Raw genomic sequence first — 22,346 nt, 5'->3', positions numbered from 1 at the left:
GGACGCCCTTTCAAGGAACATGCTGCGGGCCTGAGGGCGAACAAACGTTCCGTTTACATTGATCTCTCGAACTGCGGCTGCCATCGCAGCAGGTAGGATTGTAGCGAGCGAACGACGACCGCCAGCAGGATTCCGACAAACATCATGATAAAAATGGCGACCATCATCTCGCTGGCGTTGGCGCGCGCCTCGGCCTCAATGATGAGCTTACCGAGTCCCCGCTCGGCGCCAATGAATTCCCCGACGATCACGCCAATCAGCGCAAATGAGACTGCCGGTAGGAGCGAAGCGAAGACCCAGGCAAGTGCGGAGGGAACGACGACGGTGCGCAGCACGATGAATTCGCTGGCGCCCATCAAGCGGGCGGCTGCAATCTGGTCGCGGTCCACGGCGCGGGCGCCCTCGAACGTGTTGAAGAACACCACGAAGAACACGACAAGCCAAGCGGTCGCGATCTTGGAGAGATCGCCGAGGCCGAAGATCAAAATGACGAGCGGCACCAGCGCAATGCGCGGGATCGAGTTGAACGCCACGATGTAGGGCCCGAACACGCGGGCCAGGAAATCGGAGCGCCCCAGGATCAGGCCGGCCGCAATCCCGCTGGCTGATCCGAACAGGAATCCCCACCAGGTGTTCTTCAGCGTGATTAGCGTCGCAAGCCACAGATTGTTGTCGTTGCCCTTGATACAAGCGGCAAAGCCGCCGCTGTCGTCCAAGCAGCCGAGTCGCAGAAAGCTCTGCCAGATCAGCGAGGGCTTGGCGACGAAATAAGGGTCGAGGATCTTCGGAACATAGGCCTTCGGCAGCAGCGCCTTGCTCCAGTCGAAGCCCCATTGCCAGATGACGAGCACGGCAGCGAGGATGGCGAGTTGCCAGAGCACGATCACGATGCGGCTTTTGGGCATGTCAGTCGACCCTGGTGCGGCGGAATTCTTCGCCGAGCGAATGCCAGATGTGGGAATAGAGGCGCCCGAATTCGGCGCTCTCGCGCAGGCTGACGGGATCGCGCGGCCGCAGCAGGGCGATTTCGAAATCCTCCTTGAGCCGACCGGGGCGCGCTGAGAGCAGGATGATGCGGCTCGCCAGTGTGATGGCTTCGCCGAGATCGTGTGTCACGAACAACACGGTCTGGCGCTCGCGCTCCCAGATCTCCAGCAGCGTCTTGTGCATCTCGAGCTTGGTGTGGGTGTCGAGCGCTCCGAATGGCTCGTCCATCAGAAGGATTTCGGGCTCCAGGATCAAGGTGCGCATCAGCGCGACGCGCTGACGCATGCCCCCGGACAGCATGCGCGGGAAGCTCTGCGCAAACCCTGCGAGCCCTGCTTTGTCGATGGCGGATGCAACGCGGCCCGCACGCGCAGCCTTGTGAATCCCCGCAATCTCCAGGCCGTAACCGATATTCTGCTCCACGGTGCGCCAGGGAAACAGCGTGTCGCGCTGGAACACGTAGCCGACCTTGCGGTTGACCCTGCCGGTCTCGACGGTGTCGTCATCGATCAGGATGCGTCCGCCCGAGCGCGGCAACAGGCCCGCGACCATGTTGAGGATGGTGCTCTTGCCGCAGCCGGACGGGCCGAGCAGCGCGACGAATTCACCCTGTTTTACTTCAAAGGACACGTCATCGACCGCGACGAACTCGCGGCCGGTCGAGGTGAAGCGCTTGGTGAGACCCTGCACGGCGATGCGCGTGCGGGCCGCATCCGCGTGCCTGTCTTCTCGCGCGAGCGCGAGGCGAGTGCTTGGACTTGGGCTCGGGCCTGGCACAGCCATCATTTGGTTTTCGCTCTCGCGGCCATGAGGAAGCTCATGTCGACGACATCGTCATATCTGGTTTCGGGAATATCGGTGCCCTTGCGATACCAGGGCTTCTCGCCACGTTCGAACGAGGCCTTGTCAATGTGCCCGTCATAGGCCCAGGTCGATTTGTCGAAGCCGAGCTCGGCGCTGACGGCGTCCGGATCGACCCCGGAGAAGTATTTCGGCGCGACAAGCGCCTGGACCTCGGCGAGTGGTGTTGCCTTCACGTAGACCATGGCGCGATTGATCGCGTTGACATAGGCCTGCACCATAGCCTTGTCCTGGTCGATCGTATCCTGCAGCGTGTAGATCACGAGCACGGGCAGCGTGCCACCGAAATCCTTTTCGAACACGCCCGGCTTGGAGGTGTCGTAGATGGTCTTGCCAAAGCCCTTCTTCTCGACTTCGACGATCCAGCTCGGCGGCGCCATGATGGCATCGAACTGCCTGGTCTGGAGCGACGGAAACATCGTGTTGGGACCGCCGCCGGCGACCCAGTTCACCTTGTCGCCGAGCCGGCGTGCTTCGAACACATAGGTGCCGAACACCCAGGTCCCCGAGCCGATGGCGGTCGCGGCGACGACCGGCTTGGCGCCGTCGGCGCGCTTGTAGCTTGCGAGCTTCTCGACCGAATTGATGCCGCTCTCGTAAAGATCCTGCCGGACCACGATGTTGGCGTAGGAGCACACCATCTCCGTCGCGAGCAGGATCTTGCAGGGCTTGCCGCGCGCGTTGAGCTGCAGTGGATGGCTGGCATCGCCATGCGCGAACAGCGCCTGTCCCGCGGCCAGCGTCTGGCGGCCGAACGTGCCCGCATTGCCGGTGATGAGCTTTGAATCCAGCCCTTCGTCCCTGAAGTAGCCCTTCAGCTCCGCAATCATGCCGATGGCATAGACCGGCGAGACCGGGCCGAAGGCGAGCGAGACCTGCTTAGCCTCGGCGCGCGAACGTCCTGGCAGTAGCGATGTGCCCGCCCATGCGGAGCCTGCGATCAGCGCCGTGCGCCTGGTGATAGCCATGTGCTGCTCCCTTGGTTCTTGTTTGATCGTGCCATTCGTCAGGATGGCATCGATGCAACCCGGATCGTTCCTGCTTCCCGCAACGCCTCGATGTCGTCGGCGGTGAGGCCAGCCTCACTCAGGATTTCGTCCGTGTGCTCACCGATCGCTGGCGGATCGTAGCGATTGGGCAGACGCTGACCGTCCATCGAGATCGGCAGCAGCGGCGTCTTGGCCGGGCGGCCGTCGGGCAGGTGAATATCCGTCAGCCCACCAGATTGATTGAGATGGGGATCGTCAAAGAGATCGCCGGGCTTGTTCACCGGGGCGTAGGGCAGATCGAGCTGCTCGAGCCGCGCGGCGAGATCGGCCTTGTCCCATTGCTTGAAGATCTTCGCGATCTCGGGGATCAGCCAGTTGCGATGATCGACCCGGTCGTTGCTGGTCGCAAAGCGGGCATCGGAGAGCCAAGCTTGACGATCGAAGGCGCGGCAGAACGCTTCCCATTGCTCTTCACCGACGATGGTCACGAACAGTTTTGAGCCGTCCCCGGTGTCGAAGAGGTCATAGACCGGCCACGGGCTGTCCTTGATCGAATATGGGATGGAGGGCTGACCGCTGACCACCTCACACATCATGGCCTGCGCCATGAGGAACACGTTGTTCTCATAGAGCGCGCTCTGGATGTAGCGGCCCCGGCCGGTGCGCTGCCGCTCGGCGAGCGCAGCCTGGATCGCGATCACGCCGAACATGCCGCCCATGACGTCGTTGACCGAGGCGCCTGCACGCATCGGCCTATCGGGCAAACCGGTCATGTAGGCGAGGCCGCCCATCATCTGCACGACCTCGTCGAGCGCGAGGCGGTTCTCGTAAGGACCCGGCAGATAGCCCTTGAGCGAGCAATAGATCAGGCGCGGTGCAAAGGCCGCGACGCTTTCGTAGTCGAGGCCGATCCGCTTCAGCAGCCCCGGTCGGAAGTTCTCGATCAGGACGTCGGCGTTCTCGATCAGCTTGCGTGCGATACTCTGGCCCTTCGCGGTCGACGTATCCAGCGCGATGCTGCGCTTGTTGCGGCTGTAGGTCGCAAAGAAGCCGGCGGCAGGCCCCTTGAAGGTGCGGGTGCGGTCGCCCTTGGGCGGCTCGACCTTGATCACGTTGGCGCCGAGATCGGCGAGGATCAGGCCGCAGCTCGGCCCCATCACCATCTGGCTGAACTCGATCACCCGAACGCCCGCCAGCGGACGAAGCTCCGGTGCCGTCTGCCGCACAGCCGTGGTCATGCCGCGCTCCGCAGGACCTTGGGAATCCCGGCTTCGTGCAGATGGCCGGTCAGATGGTTTGCCGGGATATGGCGGGCAAGAATCTCCCGCGTCTGCATCAGGCGGTCGAGGTCGATGCCCGTGGAGAGTCCCATGCGCTCCAGCATGAACACCAGATCCTCGGTGACGATGTTGCCACGCGCGCCGGGAGCGAAGGGACAGCCGCCGAGGCCGGACACCGCGGCGTCGAAACGGCGGATGCCGGCCTCGAGGCCGGCGACGGCATTGGCAAGGCCCGCACCGAGCGTGTCGTGCAGATGCAGCCGCAGCGTCATTTGCGTTCCGATCTCGCGCTGCACGGCGGCGACGATCTGCCGGATCGATTTGGGCGTCGCATAACCGACGGTGTCGGCAAGGCCGATCTCGTCGGCCCGCGCTTCGGCAAAAGCGCTTGCCACACGGCACACGGCCGCTTCGCTCACCTCACCTTCCAGCGAGCAGCCGAAGGAGGTGGAGATCGCGCCCATCAGTTGCGGCCGCTGGCCCGCCGGCCGGGCGTCGATCGCGGCGCGGACTGCGCGAAAGCCGTCGACCTGCTCGTCGACCGAGCGGCGCACGTTGGCGCGGTTGTGCGTCTCGCTGGCCGAGATGACGAAATAGATGGCGTCGACGCCGGCCGCGATGGCGCGCTCAGCGCCCCTGGCGTTCGGCACCAGCGCGCCGATGGTCGCGGTCTCGTGCGAGAGCGCATGAGCCATCACCGCATCGACATCTGCGAATTGCGGCACGACTTTCGGCGGCACGAAGGATCCGGCATCGATCTCACGTGCACGGGCGGCGGCGATCGCATCGATCAGCGCGCACTTGGCCTCCGTCGGAACGAAGACGTCCAGGTTTTGCAGCCCGTCGCGCGGAGCGACTTCGCAGATGTGGACATCGGGCGCGCGCGCCATCGGGCTCTCCCTGCTGGATTGTATATTATTGCATTAAAGAACAATTTGTGGGAGGCTCTGTCAAGCCATAAACTTGTGTGCACCGCAATGACCGCGTCCGACAGTTCCCGACAGCGCGCAGCTAAGTCCATCGGTTCCGAGCGCGCCGAACACCTCGCCGGCCTGATCATGGCGCTTGCCCGGCGCGACGGCATGAAGGCCGGTGATCGCTTGATCGAGCAGAGGCTGGCGGATGCGCTCGATCTTTCCCGCGCGCCGATCCGGCTCGGCCTGAAGGCGCTTGAAGCCGCCGGGCTCGCGCGCGGCGAGCCGCATCGCGGCTTCGTGCTGACGAAGAATCCGACCAGTGGCGCGGCCCAGCCGGCGCTCGCGGCGGTCAGGCGCGGCGAGCAGGTCTATGCGAGCATTGCCGGCGATGTTCTTTCGAGCCGGCTTACGGCCGACGTCACCGAAGCGGAGCTGATGCGGCGCTACGATCTCAGCCGAGCCGAGCTGCAGCGGCTGCTCGACCGCATCGCGGCCGAGGGCTGGATTGCGCGCCTACCGGGCTATGGCTGGCGCTTCGCGGAGACCGTCGCGAGTCCCGCCGCGCAGGCGCAGGCGACAGCCTTTCGCGTGGTGATCGAGCCGGCGGCGATTGCACAGCCCGGCTATGAGCTATCGCACGAGGTGATCGTGAGGCTGCGGGAACGACAGCAGCGGGTCCTCGACGGCGAGTTCGAGAAGATGACCATCGGCGAGATCTATCAGTCCGGCTGCGACTTCCACGAAGAGATCATCCGCGGTGCCCAAAACCCGTTCTTCGTCGAAGCGCTCAGGCGCGTGAACTCGATTCGTCGCCTGTTCGCCTACCGCAGTTTTGCCGACCGCGATGGAATGAGGCGCCATGTACGTGAGCATTTGCGCTTGCTTGACGTCCTGGAACTGCGTCGCTATGGCGACGCCGCGGAGTTGATGGCAAAACATCTGCGACGTCCGCTCGTGGCAGGTCTGTCGTGAGGTCGAAGCGACCCTGTGGCAGGTCGAAGTGGTATCCCCTGTTTATCTCGAGACGCGTCGTTTTGCACGGCTTCGAAAGGCCGCAGGCGGGCACGACCTCAGCGGGGCGAAACAAAGCCGCCGTCGGTCATCTGCGGGACCTGTTCGGTAAGGCGAACAGCGATGCTGTGAGCACGACGCAGATGGTCCAGATCGCGCCATCAGCAATCATGCCGGATCGTCTGCGGTCCGGCCAGCACCTGATCACCCGCTCCACATCGTTCCGACGACCTCATCGCAGGCAAGCTCGCTCCCGTGCTCTCGAACTGGGAGCTCCCCTTGCACATCATGAACGCCGCTTACCTGAACCCTGACCTGCCGCCCAGATCCGGGTCTTCTCGGATGTCGCCTGACTTATACCCGCCTAGCATCGGAGCCAGATCTGGATCGACGAGGTGAAATAAGTCAAATACTCTTGTCGAATTTGGAGCGCTCCCCAAAAGGGATACCCATTGAAAGCCAGGACATCAGGAACAGCGTGGCGGCATGCCAATATTGGCCGCCTGCTCAACAATGCGGTGCGGCGCTTCGAAGGCCGCGTGCTCGAATTGATGAGCGAAAAGGGCCACGACGAGACGCGCATCGCGCATGTCAGCCTGACCCGTAATCTCGACGTGGAGGGGACGCGGCTCACGGAGCTCGCCCGCCGCGCCTCCATGAGCAAGCAGGCGATGGGCGAGCTGGTCGATCAATGCGCCGAGCTCGGCCTCGTAGAGCGCATCGCCGATCCCACCGACAAGCGCGCGCGCATCGTCATGTTCACGCCGGCCGGGCGCAAATGGCTGGATGCGTTCCGCGATGCCGTCGACATCGCCGAGCAGGAGATGCGCGCCGAGCTCGGTAAGGCCAGCATGGACGCGATCCTGAAGGGATTGGCGGTCTACGGGGCGAAGTTCGATACGCTCGACGGCGCGTACTAGTCAGGCGACTTGACGATATCGTCAGGCGACTTTACCATGCAGGATAATCCTGGTAGGGAGAAGCGTCTTGGAAACACGTCTGGCGGCCTCGGTGCTCATCGTGGGCGGGGGCCCTTGCGGGCTGATGCTGGCCAACGAGCTCGGCCGTCGCGGCGTCTCTGCGGTGCTGGTCGATGAGAAGCCGGGCACCGCGTTCAATCCGCAAGCTAATGCGACGCAGGCGCGCTCGATGGAGCACTATCGGCGGCTGGGGTTTGCCGACGAGATAAGACGCGAAGGCCTGCCCGCTGATTACCCGACCGACGTTGCGTATTTCACGCGCTATGCCGGCTACGAGCTGGCGCGGTTCGCGCTGCCGTCATCGTCGCGCGCCGGCGAGCTGATCAAGGGCATGTCGGGCTCCTGGAGCGCGGCGGAGCTGCCGCATCGGGTCTCGCAGAAATATGTCGAGGCGGTGCTGCGCCGCCACGCCGAACGGCTCCCGGGAATCGAGCTCAACTACGGTCACCGGCTGATCGGCTACCTCGAAAGCAATGACGGTATCGTCGGCGAAATCGAACGCCTCGACGATGGCAGCCGCTTCCGGGTCCGCGCCGACTTCCTGGTCGGGGCGGATGGGCCGCGCTCGACGCTCCGGCAATCGCTCGGGATCGTTTACGGCGGCGAGACTGGGACGCAGCGCGATTTCATGGGCGGCCGCATGCTGGCGGTCTATCTCCGCTCGCCCGATTTCTACGCGCGCGTCCCCCACGCCAAGGCGTGGATGTACAATTGCTTCAACGGCGATCGCCACGCCTTCATGGCCTCGGTGAACGGCCGTGATGAATTTGGGTTCCACACGCAGTTGCGCCCGGGCGAGGACGAAAGCGCGATCACGATCACCGAGGCCAAAGCCGCGTTCCAGCGCGCCTGCGGTGCGCCGATCGATTGCGAAGTCCTGTCCTTCCTGACCTGGACCGCCGGTCACGCGCTGGTCGCGAACGGGATGCAGCGGGGCAGGGTCTTCCTCGGCGGCGACGCGGCGCATCTGTTTACGCCGACCGGCGGGCTCGGCTACAACACCGCGATCGAGGATGCGGTCAATCTCGGCTGGAAGCTCGCAAGCGTCATTAAGGGCGTGAGCCCGGCTGCCCTGCTCGACAGCTACGAGGTCGAGCGGCGTCCGGTGGCGCTCCGCAACACCGACTATGCGCGCCGCTTTGCCGACTCTCTCGGTCTGTTCGCTCCGGCAGCGGAGATCGAGGACGCAACCGACGCTGGCCGCGAAGCACGGCGGATTGCCGGTGACTATCTCGAGCAGCACGCCCGCGCCGAGTTCAACATCCCCGGCGTCACCTTTCGGCGGGCGTTACGACGGCTCGCCGATCATCGTCTCCGACGGCAGCGCACCGCCGCCCGATACCGCAAACGTCTACACCCCGAGCGCCTGTCCCGGGGGCCGCGCACCGCATGCGTGGCTGGAGGGCGGCGTGTCCTTGTACGATTTGTTGGGGTTCGAATGGACGCTGCTCCAGTTCGGCGAAGTCGCCTCGGCTCAAGCTGCGGTGACGGAAGCTGCCCGTGCGCTCGTGGTCGAGGTGAAGCTCGTCACGCTGCCGGCCTCCTTGCGCGATCTCTACGAGACGGACCTCGCGCTGATACGTCCCGACCAGATTGTGGCATGGCGCGGCAGCGCCTCACAGGCCGCGACAATCGGGCGCGTGCTGGCCCGCGCGCTCGGACACGCGAGCGCTGCTGCGCGACTGGCGAGCTGATCCGCATTCAATCTGCGAAGGCGCCAATAATAGCAGGACGAAACCACCGGAGGAGGACAACATGACCAGTGGAGCATGGCAGTTGCGGAATGTCTGCTCTGCGCCGCTGTTAGACGTTTAAGCGGACACAGCACGCTCTTGCGAGGGGCTGCACTTGACATGGTACGCGGCGGAAAGGAAGAGCACCTACCTATCCGCCGCGCCGAAGGTGCCGCTTTGAACTTGCCCTCAGCGCTCACGGTGCTTCTCGGCTCGCACCCTGACTGACAAACCAGCCGTCTCGCCGCAAAACGTGGCGAATCCGACACGGTTCGAACGTGTAGCCTTCGGACCTTCGGAGGGCCTATTGCGCACGGGCCTTCTAGATACCGTGTCCCGCCAATGGCTGCCGGAGATCAGTGAGACAAAAGTTGCCAAGTATTCTGAACTTGACGTTATCAATTCTTCCATGTGTCTCAGTGCTTGCCAAGGCCAACTGTTTAGGAACGCATCGTCTGCGTGAACACGGTCTTATCCTGTTTGGCTGAGTAGACGTCAGCGAAGCGCTCCCGCAGCAGGTTCTTTTGCACCTTGCCCATGGCATTCCGCGGCAAGGCGTCGACGAAAACGACCCGCTTCGGCTGCTTGAATTTCGCCAATCGTCCGGACAGCGCGGCGAGAATGGCGCGCTCATCGACCGACGAGCCCGGCGAGCGAACCACCGCCGCGGTGACGCCCTCGCCAAAATCGGCGTGCGGCACGCCGACGACAGCGCTCTCGGACACGCCCGGGATCGCGTCGATTTCGGTTTCGATCTCCTTGGGGTACACGTTGAACCCGCCGGTGATGATGAGGTCCTTGCCGCGCCCGACGATGTGCAGATAGCCATTCGCATCGAGCTTGCCGAGATCGCCGGTGATGAAGGAGCCGTCGGCACGGAATTCGGCCGCGGTCTTGTCCGGCATGTTCCAGTAGCCCGTGAACACGTTCGGCCCCTTCACCTCGATCATGCCGACCTCGCCGACGGGGAGCATTGCGCCGGTCTCTGGATCGGTGATGCGAACCTCGACAGCGGGGAGCGGCCGGCCGACCGAGCCGGCAATGCGGGGCCCCTCATAGGGATTGGAGGCGATCATCCCGGTCTCGGTCATGCCGTAGCGTTCCAGGATCGCGTGCCCGGTCCGCTGCTTCCAGGCCCGGTGTGTCTCGGCTAGAAGCGGCGCCGAGCCGGCGACGAACAGCCTCATGTTGGCGGTGCTTGGCTCGTTCAGGTCAGGGCTCTCGAGCAGGCGGACATAGAAGGTCGGCACGCCCATCAGAACCGTGCTGCGCCCCATCGACGCCAGAATACGCTCGGCGTCGAACTTCTGCATGAACAGGATACGCGCGCGTGCGGCGAAAGAGACGTTGCAAGCCACGAAGAGCCCGTGAACGTGATAGATCGGCAGGGCATGGATCAGCACGTCCTTGCTCGAATAGCGCCATTCCTGGACGAGCGTCAGCGCGTTCGAAGAAAGGTTGCCGTGCGTCAGCATGGCTCCCTTCGAGCGGCCGGTCGTGCCCGACGTGTAGAGGATGGCGGCGAGATCGTCATTCGTCCTGGCGATGCTGTCAAATCGCGCCGGAAAGTCGGCCGCGGCGTGGACGAGCGAACCCTTGCCGCATTGATCGAGCGTCTCGACCCGGCCGCCTGCCTTGGCGGCGATGGCCCGCAGATCGGCCTCTTCCCTGGGATCACACACGATCAATGTCGGCTGGGCGTCGCGGATGAAATACTCGGTCTCGGCCGGCGTATAGGCGGTGTTGAGCGGCAGATAGACCGCGCCTGCGCGCAGCGTTGCGAGATAGAGCGCGATGGCCTCGACGGATTTCTCCACCTTGGCCGCGACACGGTGGTTGGGGCCGACGCCGATCCCCGCGAGGAAGTTCGCGAACCTGCCGCTCAGCGCGGCAAGTTCGGCATAGCTCAATGCCGCGGCGTCGTCCTTCTCGATGCAGATGGACTGATCGGACTCCGCGCCGGCGAGCAAGCGGTCGTACAGGTTTGAGCTCATGACGAGATCTTCCGTTGCGAGTTGGTGTGAGGACTGGGAACGAGGTCGCGCGACGACAGTTTTGCGCGAAGCGCCTTCTTCACGTTGTCGGAGGCAACGACGGTGCCGGCTTCCGCAAAGGCCTCGTGGTTCGCCTCGATGTGCTCGAGCGCGTAGAGATAGTTCACCATCAGCCCGTACGACTGCTTCATGCCCTTGGCGGAGGCGTCGCCAAGGAAGTTCAGGCGTTCCAGGCGCGCGCCGTTGCCGAGATGGAAGCGGGCGACGGGGTCCACCGGCTTGCCCGAGGGGAGCTTGGCTTTCAGGAAGTAATAGGCGGCGAGCGCGGTGATGGCATCTTTCGCCTGCGCGATGTCGCCGCCTTCCTCGATCGCGGCCATCGCCCGGCGCGTGTCGTCATCGATCGCGGCGGAAGCCTCGGTCTTGAGCTCGCGCCGCACCCAGCCGGCAAAGCCGGGCACGGGCGAGAGGGTCACGAAGGTCTTCAGGTTCGGCAGCTCGCGGGCGAGATCCTGCACCACCTGCTTGATCAGGAAGTTGCCGAAGGAAACGCCGGCAAGGCCCTTCTGCGTGTTCGAGATCGAGTAGAACACGGCCGTCGTCGCCTCGCGCGCGGCAATCGCCTCGCGCGACTTGTCGAGCAGCGGCCCGATCGCGCCGGGAATCTCGCGTGTGAGCGCGACCTCGACGAAGATCAGCGGCTCGTCGACCAGCTGCGGATGGAAGAACGCGTAGCACCGGCGGTCCGGCGGTTCGAGCCGGTTGCGCAAATCGTCCCAGTCCTGGATGGCGTGGACGGCCTCATACCTGATGATCTTTTCGAGGATGTTGGCCGAGGTGGTCCAGTCGATCGGTCGCAGCACGAGAAACCCCCGGTTGAACCAGGACGAGAACAGATGGACGAAATCGTCGTCGACGGCCTGCAGCTCGGGATGCTCGCGCAGCAGCGAGAGCAGCACCTCCCGCATCCGCACCAGTGACGCCGTCCCGCCGGGCGCGAGGTTGAGGCGGCGGATCAGCTCCTGCCGGCGCGGCTCCGCGGCAGCATGGAGCGCCTCGAGCTTGCTGCCGTTGCCGCCCTCCTTGCGCTGGTAGGCGGCAATCGCGAGCTCAATCGCGCGACGGTCCGGCCCGAACCGGTCGGCGAGGGAGGAGAGAAATTTGAGCCGCTGCGGCTCGGCCGCGGCTTCGAAGGCCGCAAGCAGCGATTGCGCGATCGCAACGCCGGAGGCTTCGCCGCGACGCGACAGCAATGCCTCGCCGAGAAGCTCGAGGTCGCGATCCTCGCCGACATGGCGATCCGGCTTGATGCCGAGAACCGCGCGGCCGCGTTGTGTCAAGGTGTCGATCAGCCCTTGCAGGAATTCGGGCGCCGCAATGCGTCCGGATCGGATATCGCTCAGCATGGTTCATGCCTCCTCGGGTTATCGCGACGGGGCGCCCATCACCAGATTGGGCAGAAAGGTGGAGATCGACGGGACCAGGCAGAGCAGGACGACCGCGAACGCCATCAGCACGACGAACGGCAGCGTTCCCCAGATCACGTCTCGCAACGGGATGTCGGGCGCGATGTTCCTGATGACGAAGATGTTGAGCCCGACCGGCGGGTGAATAAGTCCCATCTCCATCACGATCGTCATCACGACGCCGAACCAGATCAGGTCGAAGCCGGCGTCCTTGAGCGGCGGCAGGATGATCGGCGCGGTCATCAGGATGATCGAGACCGGCGGCAGGAAGAAGCCGAGCACGACCACCAGCACCAGGATCGCCCCCAGCAGAACCCATGGCGACAGATGCATCGCCACGATCGCCTGCGCAGCGCCCTGGCTGATGTGGAGATAGCTCATGACATAGGAGTAGAGCAGCGACATGCCAATGATCAGCATCAGCATGGTCGATTCCTTCAGCGTCGATTCCAGGATCGGGCCGAGATCCCTGGGGCGCCACACGCCATAGATCGAGGCGATCAGGACCAGCGCCAGGATGCCGCCGAGGCCGGCGGTTTCCGACGGCGTCGCATAGCCGCCATAGAGCGCGATCATGACGCCGCTGAGCAGCACGACGAAGGGCAGCACGCGCGGCAGCGCGCCGAACCGCATCGCCATGGTGAAGCGCTCGTTCGACAGGATCGGATGCTGTGCCGGATCGGCGGCATAGGCGCGCTGCGCCGCCTTGTACTCGGCCTTGAACCTCAGCACCGCATAGGTCGCAAACAGCAGCACCAGCAGCAGGCCCGGCCCGATGCCGGCGAGAAAGAGACGTCCGAGCGACTGCTCCGCCGCGACTGCGTAGAGGATCATGGTGATCGAAGGCGGCAGCAGGATGCCGAGCGTGCCGCCGGCAGCGATCACGCCGGCGGCGAAGCCGCCGGAATAGCCGCGCTTGCGCATCTCCGGGATGCCGGCGGACCCGATCGCCGAGCAGGTGGCCGGAGACGATCCCGCCATCGCGGCGAACAGCGCGCAGGCGAACACGTTGGCGATGCCGAGACCGCCGGGAATGCGGCCCATCCAGACATGCAGCGCGCTGTAGAGGTCCTGTCCAGCCTTCGACTTGCCGATCGCGGCGCCCTTCAGGATGAAGAGCGGGATCGCCAGCAGCGTGATCGAGGCCATCTCCTCGTAGACGTTCTGCGTCACCGTATCGAGCGATGCGGCGGGCATCAAGTAATACATGAAGATAACGGCGACCGCGCCGAGCGCGAGCGCAATCGGCATGCCCGAAGCCATGACGGCGAGGGTCGCACCACCATACATCAGTCCGACGGCAAGCGTGCTCATTTGCTCCTCCATGCGTCGAGGCTCGCGGCGAGCTGAAGCGCGATCTGCAGCGTCATCAGCGTCATGCCCAGCGACATCATGCTGTACGGAATCCACAGCGGCGGGGCCCAGGTCGATCCGGACACCTGTCCGTCGACCCAGGCTTCGTGGAACAGCGTCCAGGATTTCCAGGCGAAGAAGCCGCAGAACAGCAGGCTCGCCATGTCGACCACGAGCATGCGGATCGCATTGCCGCGCTTCGACAGATAGCCGGTGAGGGCCTCGATGCCGATATGGCCGCGCCCGGCCTGCACGAACGCGGTGGACAGGAACGTCGCGCCGACCAGCAGGAACACTGCGGCCTCGTCCTGCCAATAGGTCGCCGCGTTGAAGAAGTAGCGCGCGGCCACGCTGTAGCTCAGGATCGTGCTCGCGACGATGAGCGCGATCGAGCAGAGCACGACGATCGCCCTGTTGAGCAGGGTCATGGCGCGGCTGATCCGTCCGACCGGGGAGCCGGGGCGCGCCGACGTCACGGCGGGGGAATGGCCGAAATCGATGCCGTGCGCGCTCATGAGCCCGCCTCCATGGCGAGCTTGATCAGGCGGGCGCAGTTCTCATTCTTGTTGGCGTAATCCTTCCAGGCGGTGTCGCGCGACAGATCCCGCCAGGCCTGAACCGTCTTGTCGTCGAGATCGTGCACCGTCGCGCCGGCGGCCTGGTAGACCTTGGCGACGCGGACATCGTCCTCCACCGCAGCGGTGCGGCCGAACGCTTCGAGCTCTGCGCCGACCGAGACGATGATGTCGCGCTCCTCGCTCGACAACCGGTCGAATACCGCCTTCGACATCACGAGCGGCTCGAGCATGAACCAGTAGCTCTTGGCCCGCCCCGTCGTCAGATGCTTGGCGAGCTCTTCCAGGCGGAACGAGGTCAGGCTGGTGGAGGAGGTGAGGGCGGCATCGCACGCCCCGGTCTGCATCGCCGCGTAGAGCTCGTTGGAGGGCAGCGACAGCACCGAGGCGCCGGCGGCCTGCAGCACCAGATCCATCTCGCGCGAGCCGCCGCGGACCTTCATGCCCTTGGCATCGCCGACCGCGATCAGCGGGCGCGCGCGGCTGGCGACGCCGCCGGCCTGCCAGATCCAGGTGATGATGACGAGGCCCTTGGCGGCGAGGAATTTGCTGAACTCCTGGCCGATCGGCTTGTTCTTCCAGCCGAGGCCTTCGTCGTAACCGGTGACGAGGCCCGGCATCAGGCCGATGTTCAGCTCGGGAAGATCGCCGCCGGCGTAGGAGATCGGGATGAGGCTCATGTCGAGCGCGCCTTTGCGCATCGCCGAGACCTGGGCGTTGGTCTTCATCAGCGACGAGCCCGGATAGATCTCGGCGCTCATGGCGCCCTTGCTGCGCTCCTGGATCAGCGCCGCGAAGCGTCGGCAGAGCCGGTCGCGGAAATCGCCCTCGGTCGCGGTGCCTCCCGGAAACTGGTGCGAGATCTTGAGGACCGTGGCCGCGCGCGCCGCTCCGAACCGGAGCAGCGCCGGGGCCGCGATCCCCAAGGCGAGGGCTTGGCGTCTTGAAATCCTCATTCCATACCTCCCGTTGCTAGATTGCATTTTTTATTTCTAGTCTTGCATACAATTCATCTATGAACTGCATGCTGTATGTTTTGTCAAGCGTATGGTATGGAAATGCAGGATCGGGTGTATACAATGAGCCAGGCCTTCAGACTGAAGCAGTCGATCGAAGACGCTGTGATTGCAGGGGAATTTCAGCCGGGCGATCGTTTGGACGAGGCTTCGCTCGCGGAGCGATTCGGGGTGTCGCGGACGCCCATCCGCGAGGCGCTGCTGCAGCTTGGGGCCGAAGGCTTCATCGATGTTCGCCCGCGACGCGGCGCGATCGTCAGCGTTCCGTCACCGACCCGGCTGTTCGAGATGTTCGAGACCATGGCCGAGATCGCAAGCGCCTGCGGGCGGTTGGCGGCACGCAGGCTCACGCCCGAGAACGACGCCGCAATGGAGGCCGCTCACCGTGCGTGCGAGATGGCCGTGCGCGAAGGAGACAGCGAGCAGTACTACGCCGACAACCGCAATTTTCATGAAGCGATCTATCGCGCCAGCCGCAACAGTTTCCTGGCCGATCAGGCCTTTGCCCTGCACAAGCGCTTGAGCGCCTATCGCCGCATCCAGCTGCGGGCGCGCAACCGGCTGCTGCAATCGCTGCAGGAGCATGCCGGGATTCTCGAAGCGATCCGTGCCGGCGACGAGCAGCTCGCCGCGATGCGGTTGCACGACCACGTTCTGGTGCAGGGCGAGCGATTTTCGGACATGGTGCTCGGCCTCGCCGGTGATCGACGCTCGGATGCTGCCGGAAGCAGGAGCGGAACGGCGAAATAGAGGCGGGCTGCTTCACCAACCTCAGACCATGCTATGAACAAGCCGCCCCAAGCGCGCTCCCGTCCGAATTTCCATCGCATAGTTCAATCCGCCAACGAAGACGCACTCCGGCGGTTGGATTTTTCGCTGTAAGCCGTTGATCTGCAATGATCAGATTTTGGCTCAGTTGGGGAAATTTGCTTGAAAAATCAACGCAGCAGCATGTCTCTTAATCAGCGGGTCCCAGGTTCGAGCCCTGGTGCGCCCACCAAATCAATACCTTAGCCAGCAAGACCGTTTGAGCATCTGATTTTTCAACGGCCATTTTCGACCGACGGCCGGCAGCGGCCGATAGAGAGCTGCATCGCGCGACACCTCAGCGCTTCGTCGTGTGACTAAGGGCTGACTGGCGATCAGCGGACGGCGATCCACGAGTGGCGCTGCGGCCGTCCAATGATGGATTAGAGCGAGAGCTTAAGGTTATCACGCGACTTAGACTGGTGCCTGTGCACGACGTGTGCACCGGGAGATCAAGAAAGATCTTGCCGTGTCTATGTCAGTCGGACCATTAGGAAGAGCAGGTCATGCCGCCGAAGGTGCATCGCGGCTGAAGGAGTGCTCCCGGAAGCTCTGTGTCGGCGCCGAGCATCCAGATCGATCCATCTCGGTCCGCGCGCCGATTGCTTGAGGGCAGCACCGGGGCATTCTCACTCGCGGGCGGTGAACCGCGCAATCTGCGCCGAGATGCTTTGGCTGCGCGCCTGTCGCCGATCGCGCTAGGCGACCGAACGCCTGGCTTGATCTGGATCAAGCTCCGCGGTGGGCCGCCCAGCTAGCTGCTCAGCAGCCGTCTGTCGGCCCGGAGGCAACGCCCCTTGAAGACGCTTCGCCAGCTTCTGTCCGCGGAGGACGTTGTGCAGCTCGTGATCCGGCTGGGCTTGCTCGGGCTGCTGATCTTCTGGACGTTCCTCGTGATCCGGCCGTTCGTGCCGATCCTGAGCTGGAGCGCCGTGCTGGCGGTGGCGTTTCATCCCGCCTTCGCCTGGCTCGCCCAACGCCTCGGGGGCCGTCCCCGGACAGCCTCAGCCGTTCTCACCCTGATCACGCTGGGCATCGTCATCGGTCCCGCCGCCTTGCTCGGCCTCAGTGCAGTCGAAGGGATCCGGGATCTTGCGGGCCAGATCGGCAGTGGCGATCTCGCGCTCCAGGCCGCACCGGAGCGGATCAGGAGCTGGCCGTTGATCGGTCCACAGGTCTACGCGATCTGGAACGAGGCCTACACCAACATCCGTGCGGCGTTGCGCGAAGTGGCGCCGTACTTGAAACCGCTCGCCGGAATGATGCTGTCGTTTGCCGGTGACACCGGAATTGGAATGCTCCAATTCCTGCTGTCAGTGATCGTCGCGGGCTTTCTGCTCCCGCACGGCGCACAGCTCGTCGCCGCGCTTCGCGGCTTCCTGTTGCGCATCGTGCCAGGCCAGAGCGAGCACTTTCTCGAGCTCGCCGGCGCCACCATACGCGCCGTCGCGCAGGGCATCATCGGCGTCGCCATTCTTCAGGCTCTGCTGGCAGGCATCGGCTTCAAGCTCGCGGAGATCCCAAGCGCGGGACTGCTTGCCGTCGTCGTGCTCCTGCTGTCGATCGTCCAGATCGGCGCCGGCCCCGTTCTTCTCCCCGTGCTGGTCTGGATATGGGTGGATAAGGACGTGACGGTCGCGCTTCTGTTGACGGTCTATCTGGTCATCGTCGGTCTGCTCGACAACGTGCTGAAGCCGCTCCTCATGGGGCGGGGCCTGACGACGCCGACGCTCGTCATCCTGATCGGGGTCATTGGCGGTACGCTCGCGCATGGGATCATCGGCCTGTTCATTGGGCCGATCATCCTGTCGGTGGCCTGGGAGCTTGCGACCGCATGGATGGGAATCGACCGCGCTGCGTCAGCGCGCGTTGATCAGGCGACCGTTGTCGCAAAGGATGCCATCGAGCCACGGTTGACTAGGTTGAAATGAGGTTTGGTTCACCCGATGATGCTCCAATTCCTTGTCGGCACGCTCGTCAGCGTGATCAATATCGGAATCCACGCGCTCGTGACGGTGGTCGCCGTCACCATCGCCCGCGGTGCCGTCCCGCGCCATACCAGGCGGCCGAGATTGCACCTCATGAGCGTCATGGTCGCGATCGCCGTCGTGTTGAAGATCGCCCACATGCTCGAAATTCTGATGTGGGCGGCGACCTATCATGTCGTGCACGCCGCCACCGCCGAGGCGGACATGCTCTACTTCGCGTTCGTCAACTACACCACGCTCGGCTACGGCGACATCACCCCGGTGCGCGAATGGCGGCTGATCGGCCCGCTGACCGCGATGAACGGTGTTCTTCTGTTCGGCTGGTCCACCGCCATCCTGTTCGAAGTCCTGCTCAAGACGCTCGAACATCTCGGACTCACGGAAAAACCCGGTGCCCACGCACCTGATGCTGCCGCCTCAGCCAATCGCGACCATCGTGGATCGTGAACCGGCCTTTCGCCGGTTCAGGGCTGCAGATCGAGGCTTGCGAGCTGGTCGCGGTCGAGCAGCACAATCTGGCGCTGGGTATTGCCGATGAAGCCGAGCACGCCGAACTCATGCAGCCGCGACAAAGCCCGCGAGACGGTCTCCAGCGTCAGGCCGAGATAGTCGGCAATGTCGCGTCGCGACATCGGAAGCGCCATGACGCCGGCAGCCGTCAGGCGCTTGTCCATTTCGAGCAGGAATGCGGCGACGCGCTCCAGGGAAGTCTTGCGGCCGAGAAGTAGCATGTGGTCTTCAGCATGCTGGAGGTTGTTCGTGGTCATGCTGAGCAGGTTTCTGGCCACCATGGCATCGCTCTCGGCCACGTTCTCGAGACTTTGCCGTTTGATCAGCCGAACCGTGGTGTCGACGATGGCTTCCGTCGTGAACCGATGCTCGCTGCCGTTCTCGAGCCCGAAGATGTCGCCGACGAGGTGAAATGCGCCGATCTGCCTGCGGCCGTCCGACAGCAGCTTATAGCTTCGCACCGCGCCGGACTTGACCTGGTAGACATACTCGGCCGGCTCCTTCTCCCCGTAGATCTCGGAGCCTTTTCGGTAGGAAAATTCGCTTAAACTGACCAGCGCATTTGAATGACTTGCCATGCCGAGGTCGCGGAGAGTATTGGGACGCAGCGTGGAATCCGTCGTGATGCGAACGAACATAGGCCAACTCCTCAGCTTTTCCGCCGAATTGGTCTGTCAGACGAAATACTTTGCCGGAAATGCGCCGCGCAATCCCACTCCCGCCGAAGTTGATTTTCGGCCAAGGAAGTATTCTTATCCATTGTCCCAAGGTTCATTGTACTATGGGACAGCACTGGCGATTGCTGCGCTGGATGAGAAGCCCAGCCACAGGGAAGATGCGACATATTGCGAAGCAGATATTTCGACCTTCAAACGTGAAGATCGCTTTGAAGAATGAGAAGGACGTCGAGCGTCCTGATTGATTTTTTGGCGAGGGGTAGAGTTGCCTGGGCTTGTTCACGTTGTTGACGACGACGAGTCCTTTCGGACCGCGATCGAGCGCCGGCTGAAGCTCGCGGGATACGAGGTCGCGACCTATGCGTCTGCCCTGGAGCTGCTGGACTCCCTATCGGATGAGGAGCAGGTCGGGTGTATCCTGCTTGACGTCCGGATCCCTGGCCTGAGCGGTCCCGACCTGCAGGCCCGGCTGGTCGCGTCCGGTTCGAGGTTGCCCATCATCTTCCTGACCGGTCATGCCGACACGCCAACGACCGTACGTGCGATCAAGGCCGGTGCGGAAGACTTCCTGACCAAACCGGTGTCGTCCGCGCAACTGCTCGATGCCATCGAGCGGGCGCTCGCCAGTCAGCGGACGGCGCGCGCCCAGGCCAGCAGGCTCGATTTGCTTCGTCGTCATCTCGCGGCACTGACGCAGCGCGAGCGGCAGGTGTTTGATCTGATCGTGCGCGGCCGGATCAACAAGCAGATCGCGCATGAGCTGGGGACCACCGAGCGCACCGTGAAGGCGCACCGCCATCAAGTGATGGAGAAGATGCAGGTTCGCTCGCTCGCGGAGCTCGTTTCGATCGCAGAGCGTCTCGGAATGCTCGATCCGGACGAACACTGACGGCTTGGGACGGCGTGAGGTTCCCTCGATGTGCTTGTCCCAAAGGACAATGCCGGGGCGTGTTGACAGGGCGCGACGAGCTGTGTGCATGTATGTACATATAACCGCGTCAAAACGCGGAGCCATCGTATCCGATATCCCAACGTTCTCCTCCGGAAAGGCACACCGCCTTGCACTTGCGCGAGTCCGTCTTTGTCGTTGATGACGATCCGTCCATGCGTACCAGCATGGACAGGCTTCTGCGAGGACACGGCTTCGCCACCACGCTGTTCGACACTGGTAACGCCTTGCTCGATCATGGCGGGTTCCAGACCGCGATCTGCATCATCCTCGACATCGATCTAGGTACAAAGTCCGGCATCGAGGTGCGGCGAAACCTGGCCGAGAAGGGCATCGCAGCGCCGGTGATCTATGTCACCGGCAATGACAGCCCGACAAACCGCGCCGCAGCAATTGCCTCAGGCTGCATCGCCTATCTCATCAAGCCCTTTGCGGCGCAGTCCTTAATCGAGTCCGTCCAGCGCGCCCGCATCCTGTAGCTCCACGCCTGCCGTCATTCGTCGACATATTGCTCGAGCGTCTTGGCCGGCCCGCCCCTTGTGGGCGGAGGCAAATTGCGCGAGCGGAATCGAGGTCGTCAGGCAAGAAGATTGGAATCGACAAGTTCGAGCAGAAGCGTCTGACCGTTCTCCATCTCCTCGATGATTGTTGGCGCCTGAAATCGAGCTGAACGGGCCGCGCAGCGGGCCCCGTTCTCGCGCGCGCTGCAGGAGCCCACCTCACAGCCTTCGTCTTGTTGATTCAAATCAAGCTCTAATCGGATCGGTACCCGACCTTATCGTCGGGTGCCTATCGCGGTCGTGCGGCGGCATCACCCAAGAGCGAGTGACGGCACCCCAATCATTGGAGGAGATGCCATGCTTCGTTGTCTTCTGGCCGCTCTCGCGGCCTTTGTCCTGCTCACCGTCAGCCTCATTCCCGACGATGCCTTCGCTCGTCGCGGTGGTGGCGGCTTTCATGGCGGCGGAGCCCGTGCAGGTGGCTTTCATGGCGGAGGTGTCCGCGGTGGTGCTGTTCATGCTGGCCGCATCCATGGCGGGCATCGCGTCGCCGGAGGTCCGCGCCCTGCTCATCCGATAGCCGGTCGTCCCGGCCGCTATCCAGTCGCAGGTCGTCCGGGTCGTCCCGTCGCCGGTTATCCGGGATATCGTCCTGGCTACGGCTGGGGCCGCGCAGCCTATGGCGCCGCCGCGGTTGGGGCTGCAGCAGCGGGCGCTTACGGCGCTTACGGCTACTACAACAACGGCTGCTATCAGGACACCTACGGCAATTGGGTCTGCCCGCGGCAAAACCCGTACGGCTATTGAGCGATTGACGGCGGCATCAGGCCGCTAGAGCATGATCCGGAAAAGTGTGCAGCGGTTTTCCGAAAAGATCATGCTCAAACAAAAAACCTAAAGCGCGATGATGATTCATCCTCATCGCATCGCGCTTTAGCGGCCTGATGCTGCTCAATAGCGCTGCGCGACGAAATTCATCTCCTTGAGGCTGGCCTGGTCGTTGTAGCGTCCTTTGCCGGAGCGCTTCGGCAGCTTGATCTTCTCCTTCTTGATGCGCTTGTAGGGGATGGCTCCGAGAAGGTGGGCGATGCAGTTCAGCCGCGCCCTTCGCTTGTCGTCGGAGCGGACGATGGACCAGGGCGCCTCCTTCGTGCTGGTCTTCTTCAGCATCAGGTCGCGCGCCCGCGAATAATCGTACCACCGCCGGAAGGATTCCAGGTCCATCGGACTGAGCTTCCATTGCCGGACCGGATCGTCGATGCGCGCCTTGAAGCGGCGCTCCTGCTCGTCCATGCCGACCTCGAGCCAGATCTTGATCAGGTTGATGCCGCCGTCGATGACGTATTTCTCCATCTGCGGGCAGAGGTTGAGGAAGCGCTCGTGCTCGGCGGGGGTGCAGAAGCCCATGACGTATTCGACGCCGGCGCGGTTGTACCAGCTCCGGTCGAAGATCACGATCTCGCCGCCGGCCGGAAACCGCTCCATATAGCGCTGGAAGAACAATTGCGTCTTCTCGCGGTCGGACGGCGCGGGCAGCGCGACGACACGGAACACGCGCGGGCTGACCTTCTCCGTGATCGCCTTGATCGTGCCGCCCTTGCCGGCGCCGTCGCGACCCTCGAACAGGACGATGACGCGGAGCTTGTTTTCCCGCACGTAGTCCTGAAGGTGGCACAGCTCGACCTGGAGCTTCTCGAGCTCCTTCTCGTAATCCTTCCGCTTCATCCGCTCGGCGGCTGCGTCCTTGGCCATG

The 22,346-nt window shown here is 63.7% G+C and carries 22 protein-coding genes and 1 pseudogene; 10 read left to right on the top strand and 13 right to left on the bottom strand.

What is annotated here, in order from left to right:
• Positions 1-53: 53 nt before the first annotated feature.
• From HZZ13_RS08300 to HZZ13_RS08280, 5 genes are read right to left on the bottom strand one after another with little or no spacing between them, the layout of a single operon-like run.
• Positions 54-905: an ABC transporter permease gene (locus tag HZZ13_RS08300; protein ID WP_197959141.1), complete on the bottom strand. Its 852-nt coding sequence runs from the start codon at positions 903-905 to the stop codon at positions 54-56.
• Position 906: 1 nt separating this feature from the next.
• Positions 907-1,773 (bottom strand): ABC transporter ATP-binding protein, encoded by an 867-nt coding sequence (locus tag HZZ13_RS08295; RefSeq protein ID WP_246504337.1) that lies wholly within the window; start codon positions 1,771-1,773, stop codon positions 907-909.
• Complete coding sequence (locus HZZ13_RS08290; RefSeq protein WP_197959140.1) at positions 1,770-2,816, bottom strand: ABC transporter substrate-binding protein; 1,047 nt, start codon at positions 2,814-2,816, stop codon at positions 1,770-1,772. The genes HZZ13_RS08295 and HZZ13_RS08290 overlap by 4 nt, the downstream gene beginning before the upstream one ends.
• A gap of 38 nt (positions 2,817-2,854) precedes the next feature.
• Positions 2,855-4,075: a CaiB/BaiF CoA transferase family protein gene (locus tag HZZ13_RS08285; RefSeq protein ID WP_197959139.1), complete on the bottom strand. Its 1,221-nt coding sequence runs from the start codon at positions 4,073-4,075 to the stop codon at positions 2,855-2,857.
• Complete coding sequence (locus HZZ13_RS08280) at positions 4,072-5,007, bottom strand: hydroxymethylglutaryl-CoA lyase (RefSeq protein WP_197959138.1); 936 nt, start codon at positions 5,005-5,007, stop codon at positions 4,072-4,074. The genes HZZ13_RS08285 and HZZ13_RS08280 overlap by 4 nt, the downstream gene beginning before the upstream one ends.
• A gap of 87 nt (positions 5,008-5,094) precedes the next feature.
• Between HZZ13_RS08280 and HZZ13_RS08275 the strand changes: the two genes are divergently transcribed.
• The 3 genes and pseudogenes from HZZ13_RS08275 to HZZ13_RS08265 all read left to right on the top strand — a co-directional run bounded on the left by HZZ13_RS08275 (position 5,095) and on the right by HZZ13_RS08265 (position 8,719).
• Positions 5,095-6,006 (top strand): GntR family transcriptional regulator, encoded by a 912-nt coding sequence (locus tag HZZ13_RS08275; protein ID WP_197959183.1) that lies wholly within the window; start codon positions 5,095-5,097, stop codon positions 6,004-6,006.
• A 491-nt stretch (positions 6,007-6,497) separates the two neighbouring features.
• Complete coding sequence (locus HZZ13_RS08270) at positions 6,498-6,965, top strand: MarR family winged helix-turn-helix transcriptional regulator (protein WP_197959137.1); 468 nt, start codon at positions 6,498-6,500, stop codon at positions 6,963-6,965.
• Between the two features lie 46 nt (positions 6,966-7,011).
• Positions 7,012-8,719 (top strand): annotated as a pseudogene (locus tag HZZ13_RS08265) (FAD-dependent oxidoreductase).
• Positions 8,720-9,198: 479 nt separating this feature from the next.
• On the opposite strand, the gene HZZ13_RS08260 reads toward HZZ13_RS08265, so the two are convergent.
• From HZZ13_RS08260 to dctP, 5 genes are read right to left on the bottom strand one after another with little or no spacing between them, the layout of a single operon-like run.
• Entirely contained in the window at positions 9,199-10,752 is a 1,554-nt protein-coding gene (locus tag HZZ13_RS08260; protein ID WP_197959136.1) for a malonate--CoA ligase, read from the bottom strand.
• The gene (locus tag HZZ13_RS08255) at positions 10,749-12,158 is read right to left on the bottom strand and encodes a malonyl-CoA decarboxylase (protein ID WP_197959135.1); all 1,410 of its coding nucleotides are present in this window, start codon (positions 12,156-12,158) and stop codon (positions 10,749-10,751) included. The genes HZZ13_RS08260 and HZZ13_RS08255 overlap by 4 nt, the downstream gene beginning before the upstream one ends.
• An 18-nt stretch (positions 12,159-12,176) precedes the next feature.
• Positions 12,177-13,532: a TRAP transporter large permease gene (locus tag HZZ13_RS08250; RefSeq protein ID WP_197959134.1), complete on the bottom strand. Its 1,356-nt coding sequence runs from the start codon at positions 13,530-13,532 to the stop codon at positions 12,177-12,179.
• On the bottom strand, positions 13,529-14,086 hold the full coding sequence (locus HZZ13_RS08245) for a TRAP transporter small permease (protein ID WP_197959133.1): 558 nt from the start codon (positions 14,084-14,086) through the stop codon (positions 13,529-13,531). The genes HZZ13_RS08250 and HZZ13_RS08245 overlap by 4 nt, the downstream gene beginning before the upstream one ends.
• Positions 14,083-15,102: a TRAP transporter substrate-binding protein DctP gene (gene dctP / locus HZZ13_RS08240; protein WP_197959132.1), complete on the bottom strand. Its 1,020-nt coding sequence runs from the start codon at positions 15,100-15,102 to the stop codon at positions 14,083-14,085. Before dctP ends, HZZ13_RS08245 begins: the two co-directional genes overlap by 4 nt.
• Before the next feature lie 123 nt (positions 15,103-15,225).
• Between dctP and HZZ13_RS08235 the strand changes: the two genes are divergently transcribed.
• The 3 genes from HZZ13_RS08235 to HZZ13_RS08225 all read left to right on the top strand — a co-directional run bounded on the left by HZZ13_RS08235 (position 15,226) and on the right by HZZ13_RS08225 (position 18,404).
• Entirely contained in the window at positions 15,226-15,912 is a 687-nt protein-coding gene (locus HZZ13_RS08235; RefSeq protein ID WP_197959131.1) for a GntR family transcriptional regulator, read from the top strand.
• An 854-nt stretch (positions 15,913-16,766) separates the two neighbouring features.
• Positions 16,767-17,900, top strand: a complete 1,134-nt coding sequence (locus tag HZZ13_RS08230) for an AI-2E family transporter (protein ID WP_197959130.1) — start codon at positions 16,767-16,769, stop codon at positions 17,898-17,900.
• A gap of 15 nt (positions 17,901-17,915) precedes the next feature.
• The gene (locus tag HZZ13_RS08225; RefSeq protein ID WP_197959129.1) at positions 17,916-18,404 is read left to right on the top strand and encodes a potassium channel family protein; all 489 of its coding nucleotides are present in this window, start codon (positions 17,916-17,918) and stop codon (positions 18,402-18,404) included.
• Positions 18,405-18,421: 17 nt separating this feature from the next.
• Here HZZ13_RS08225 and HZZ13_RS08220 read toward each other — a convergent pair whose 3' ends face one another.
• The gene (locus HZZ13_RS08220) at positions 18,422-19,105 is read right to left on the bottom strand and encodes a helix-turn-helix domain-containing protein (RefSeq protein ID WP_197959128.1); all 684 of its coding nucleotides are present in this window, start codon (positions 19,103-19,105) and stop codon (positions 18,422-18,424) included.
• Here HZZ13_RS08220 and HZZ13_RS08215 point away from each other — a divergent pair.
• From HZZ13_RS08215 to HZZ13_RS08205, 3 genes are all read left to right on the top strand, one after another.
• Complete coding sequence (locus HZZ13_RS08215; RefSeq protein WP_197959127.1) at positions 19,089-19,364, top strand: hypothetical protein; 276 nt, start codon at positions 19,089-19,091, stop codon at positions 19,362-19,364. The two genes, HZZ13_RS08220 and HZZ13_RS08215, sit on opposite strands and share 17 nt — an antisense overlap.
• Before the next feature lie 45 nt (positions 19,365-19,409).
• Entirely contained in the window at positions 19,410-20,033 is a 624-nt protein-coding gene (locus tag HZZ13_RS08210) for a response regulator transcription factor (RefSeq protein WP_197959126.1), read from the top strand.
• Between the two features lie 170 nt (positions 20,034-20,203).
• Positions 20,204-20,572, top strand: a complete 369-nt coding sequence (locus HZZ13_RS08205; protein ID WP_197959125.1) for a response regulator transcription factor — start codon at positions 20,204-20,206, stop codon at positions 20,570-20,572.
• A 98-nt stretch (positions 20,573-20,670) separates the two neighbouring features.
• Here HZZ13_RS08205 and HZZ13_RS08200 read toward each other — a convergent pair whose 3' ends face one another.
• Positions 20,671-20,838, bottom strand: a complete 168-nt coding sequence (locus tag HZZ13_RS08200; RefSeq protein ID WP_197959124.1) for a hypothetical protein — start codon at positions 20,836-20,838, stop codon at positions 20,671-20,673.
• A 112-nt stretch (positions 20,839-20,950) separates the two neighbouring features.
• Here HZZ13_RS08200 and HZZ13_RS08195 point away from each other — a divergent pair, with 112 nt between their 5' ends.
• Positions 20,951-21,400, top strand: a complete 450-nt coding sequence (locus HZZ13_RS08195; RefSeq protein WP_197959123.1) for a hypothetical protein — start codon at positions 20,951-20,953, stop codon at positions 21,398-21,400.
• A 144-nt stretch (positions 21,401-21,544) separates the two neighbouring features.
• Here the strand turns inward: HZZ13_RS08195 and ppk2 are convergent, their stop codons facing one another.
• On the bottom strand, positions 21,545-22,345 hold the full coding sequence (gene ppk2 / locus HZZ13_RS08190; RefSeq protein ID WP_197959122.1) for a polyphosphate kinase 2: 801 nt from the start codon (positions 22,343-22,345) through the stop codon (positions 21,545-21,547).
• Position 22,346: the final 1 nt, after the last annotated feature.

This window comes from Bradyrhizobium agreste (assembly GCF_016031625.1).
GTDB lineage: Bacteria > Pseudomonadota > Alphaproteobacteria > Rhizobiales > Xanthobacteraceae > Bradyrhizobium > Bradyrhizobium agreste.
This window is presented reverse-complemented; position numbering and strand designations above follow the sequence as displayed.

Coding starts and splice junctions, on each gene's coding strand:
- HZZ13_RS08280 (WP_197959138.1), bottom strand. CDS start 5,007: ATGGCGCGCGCGCCCGATGTCCACATCTGCGAAGTCGCTCCGCGCGAC.
- ppk2 (WP_197959122.1), bottom strand. CDS start 22,345: ATGGCCAAGGACGCAGCCGCCGAGCGGATGAAGCGGAAGGATTACGAG.
- HZZ13_RS08300 (WP_197959141.1), bottom strand. CDS start 905: ATGCCCAAAAGCCGCATCGTGATCGTGCTCTGGCAACTCGCCATCCTC.
- HZZ13_RS08275 (WP_197959183.1), top strand. CDS start 5,095: ATGACCGCGTCCGACAGTTCCCGACAGCGCGCAGCTAAGTCCATCGGT.
- HZZ13_RS08225 (WP_197959129.1), top strand. CDS start 17,916: ATGATGCTCCAATTCCTTGTCGGCACGCTCGTCAGCGTGATCAATATC.
- HZZ13_RS08235 (WP_197959131.1), top strand. CDS start 15,226: ATGAGCCAGGCCTTCAGACTGAAGCAGTCGATCGAAGACGCTGTGATT.
- HZZ13_RS08285 (WP_197959139.1), bottom strand. CDS start 4,075: ATGACCACGGCTGTGCGGCAGACGGCACCGGAGCTTCGTCCGCTGGCG.
- HZZ13_RS08290 (WP_197959140.1), bottom strand. CDS start 2,816: ATGGCTATCACCAGGCGCACGGCGCTGATCGCAGGCTCCGCATGGGCG.
- HZZ13_RS08255 (WP_197959135.1), bottom strand. CDS start 12,158: ATGCTGAGCGATATCCGATCCGGACGCATTGCGGCGCCCGAATTCCTG.
- HZZ13_RS08195 (WP_197959123.1), top strand. CDS start 20,951: ATGCTTCGTTGTCTTCTGGCCGCTCTCGCGGCCTTTGTCCTGCTCACC.
- HZZ13_RS08250 (WP_197959134.1), bottom strand. CDS start 13,532: ATGAGCACGCTTGCCGTCGGACTGATGTATGGTGGTGCGACCCTCGCC.
- HZZ13_RS08220 (WP_197959128.1), bottom strand. CDS start 19,105: ATGTTCGTTCGCATCACGACGGATTCCACGCTGCGTCCCAATACTCTC.
- HZZ13_RS08295 (WP_246504337.1), bottom strand. CDS start 1,773: ATGATGGCTGTGCCAGGCCCGAGCCCAAGTCCAAGCACTCGCCTCGCG.
- dctP (WP_197959132.1), bottom strand. CDS start 15,102: ATGAGGATTTCAAGACGCCAAGCCCTCGCCTTGGGGATCGCGGCCCCG.
- HZZ13_RS08260 (WP_197959136.1), bottom strand. CDS start 10,752: ATGAGCTCAAACCTGTACGACCGCTTGCTCGCCGGCGCGGAGTCCGAT.
- HZZ13_RS08245 (WP_197959133.1), bottom strand. CDS start 14,086: ATGAGCGCGCACGGCATCGATTTCGGCCATTCCCCCGCCGTGACGTCG.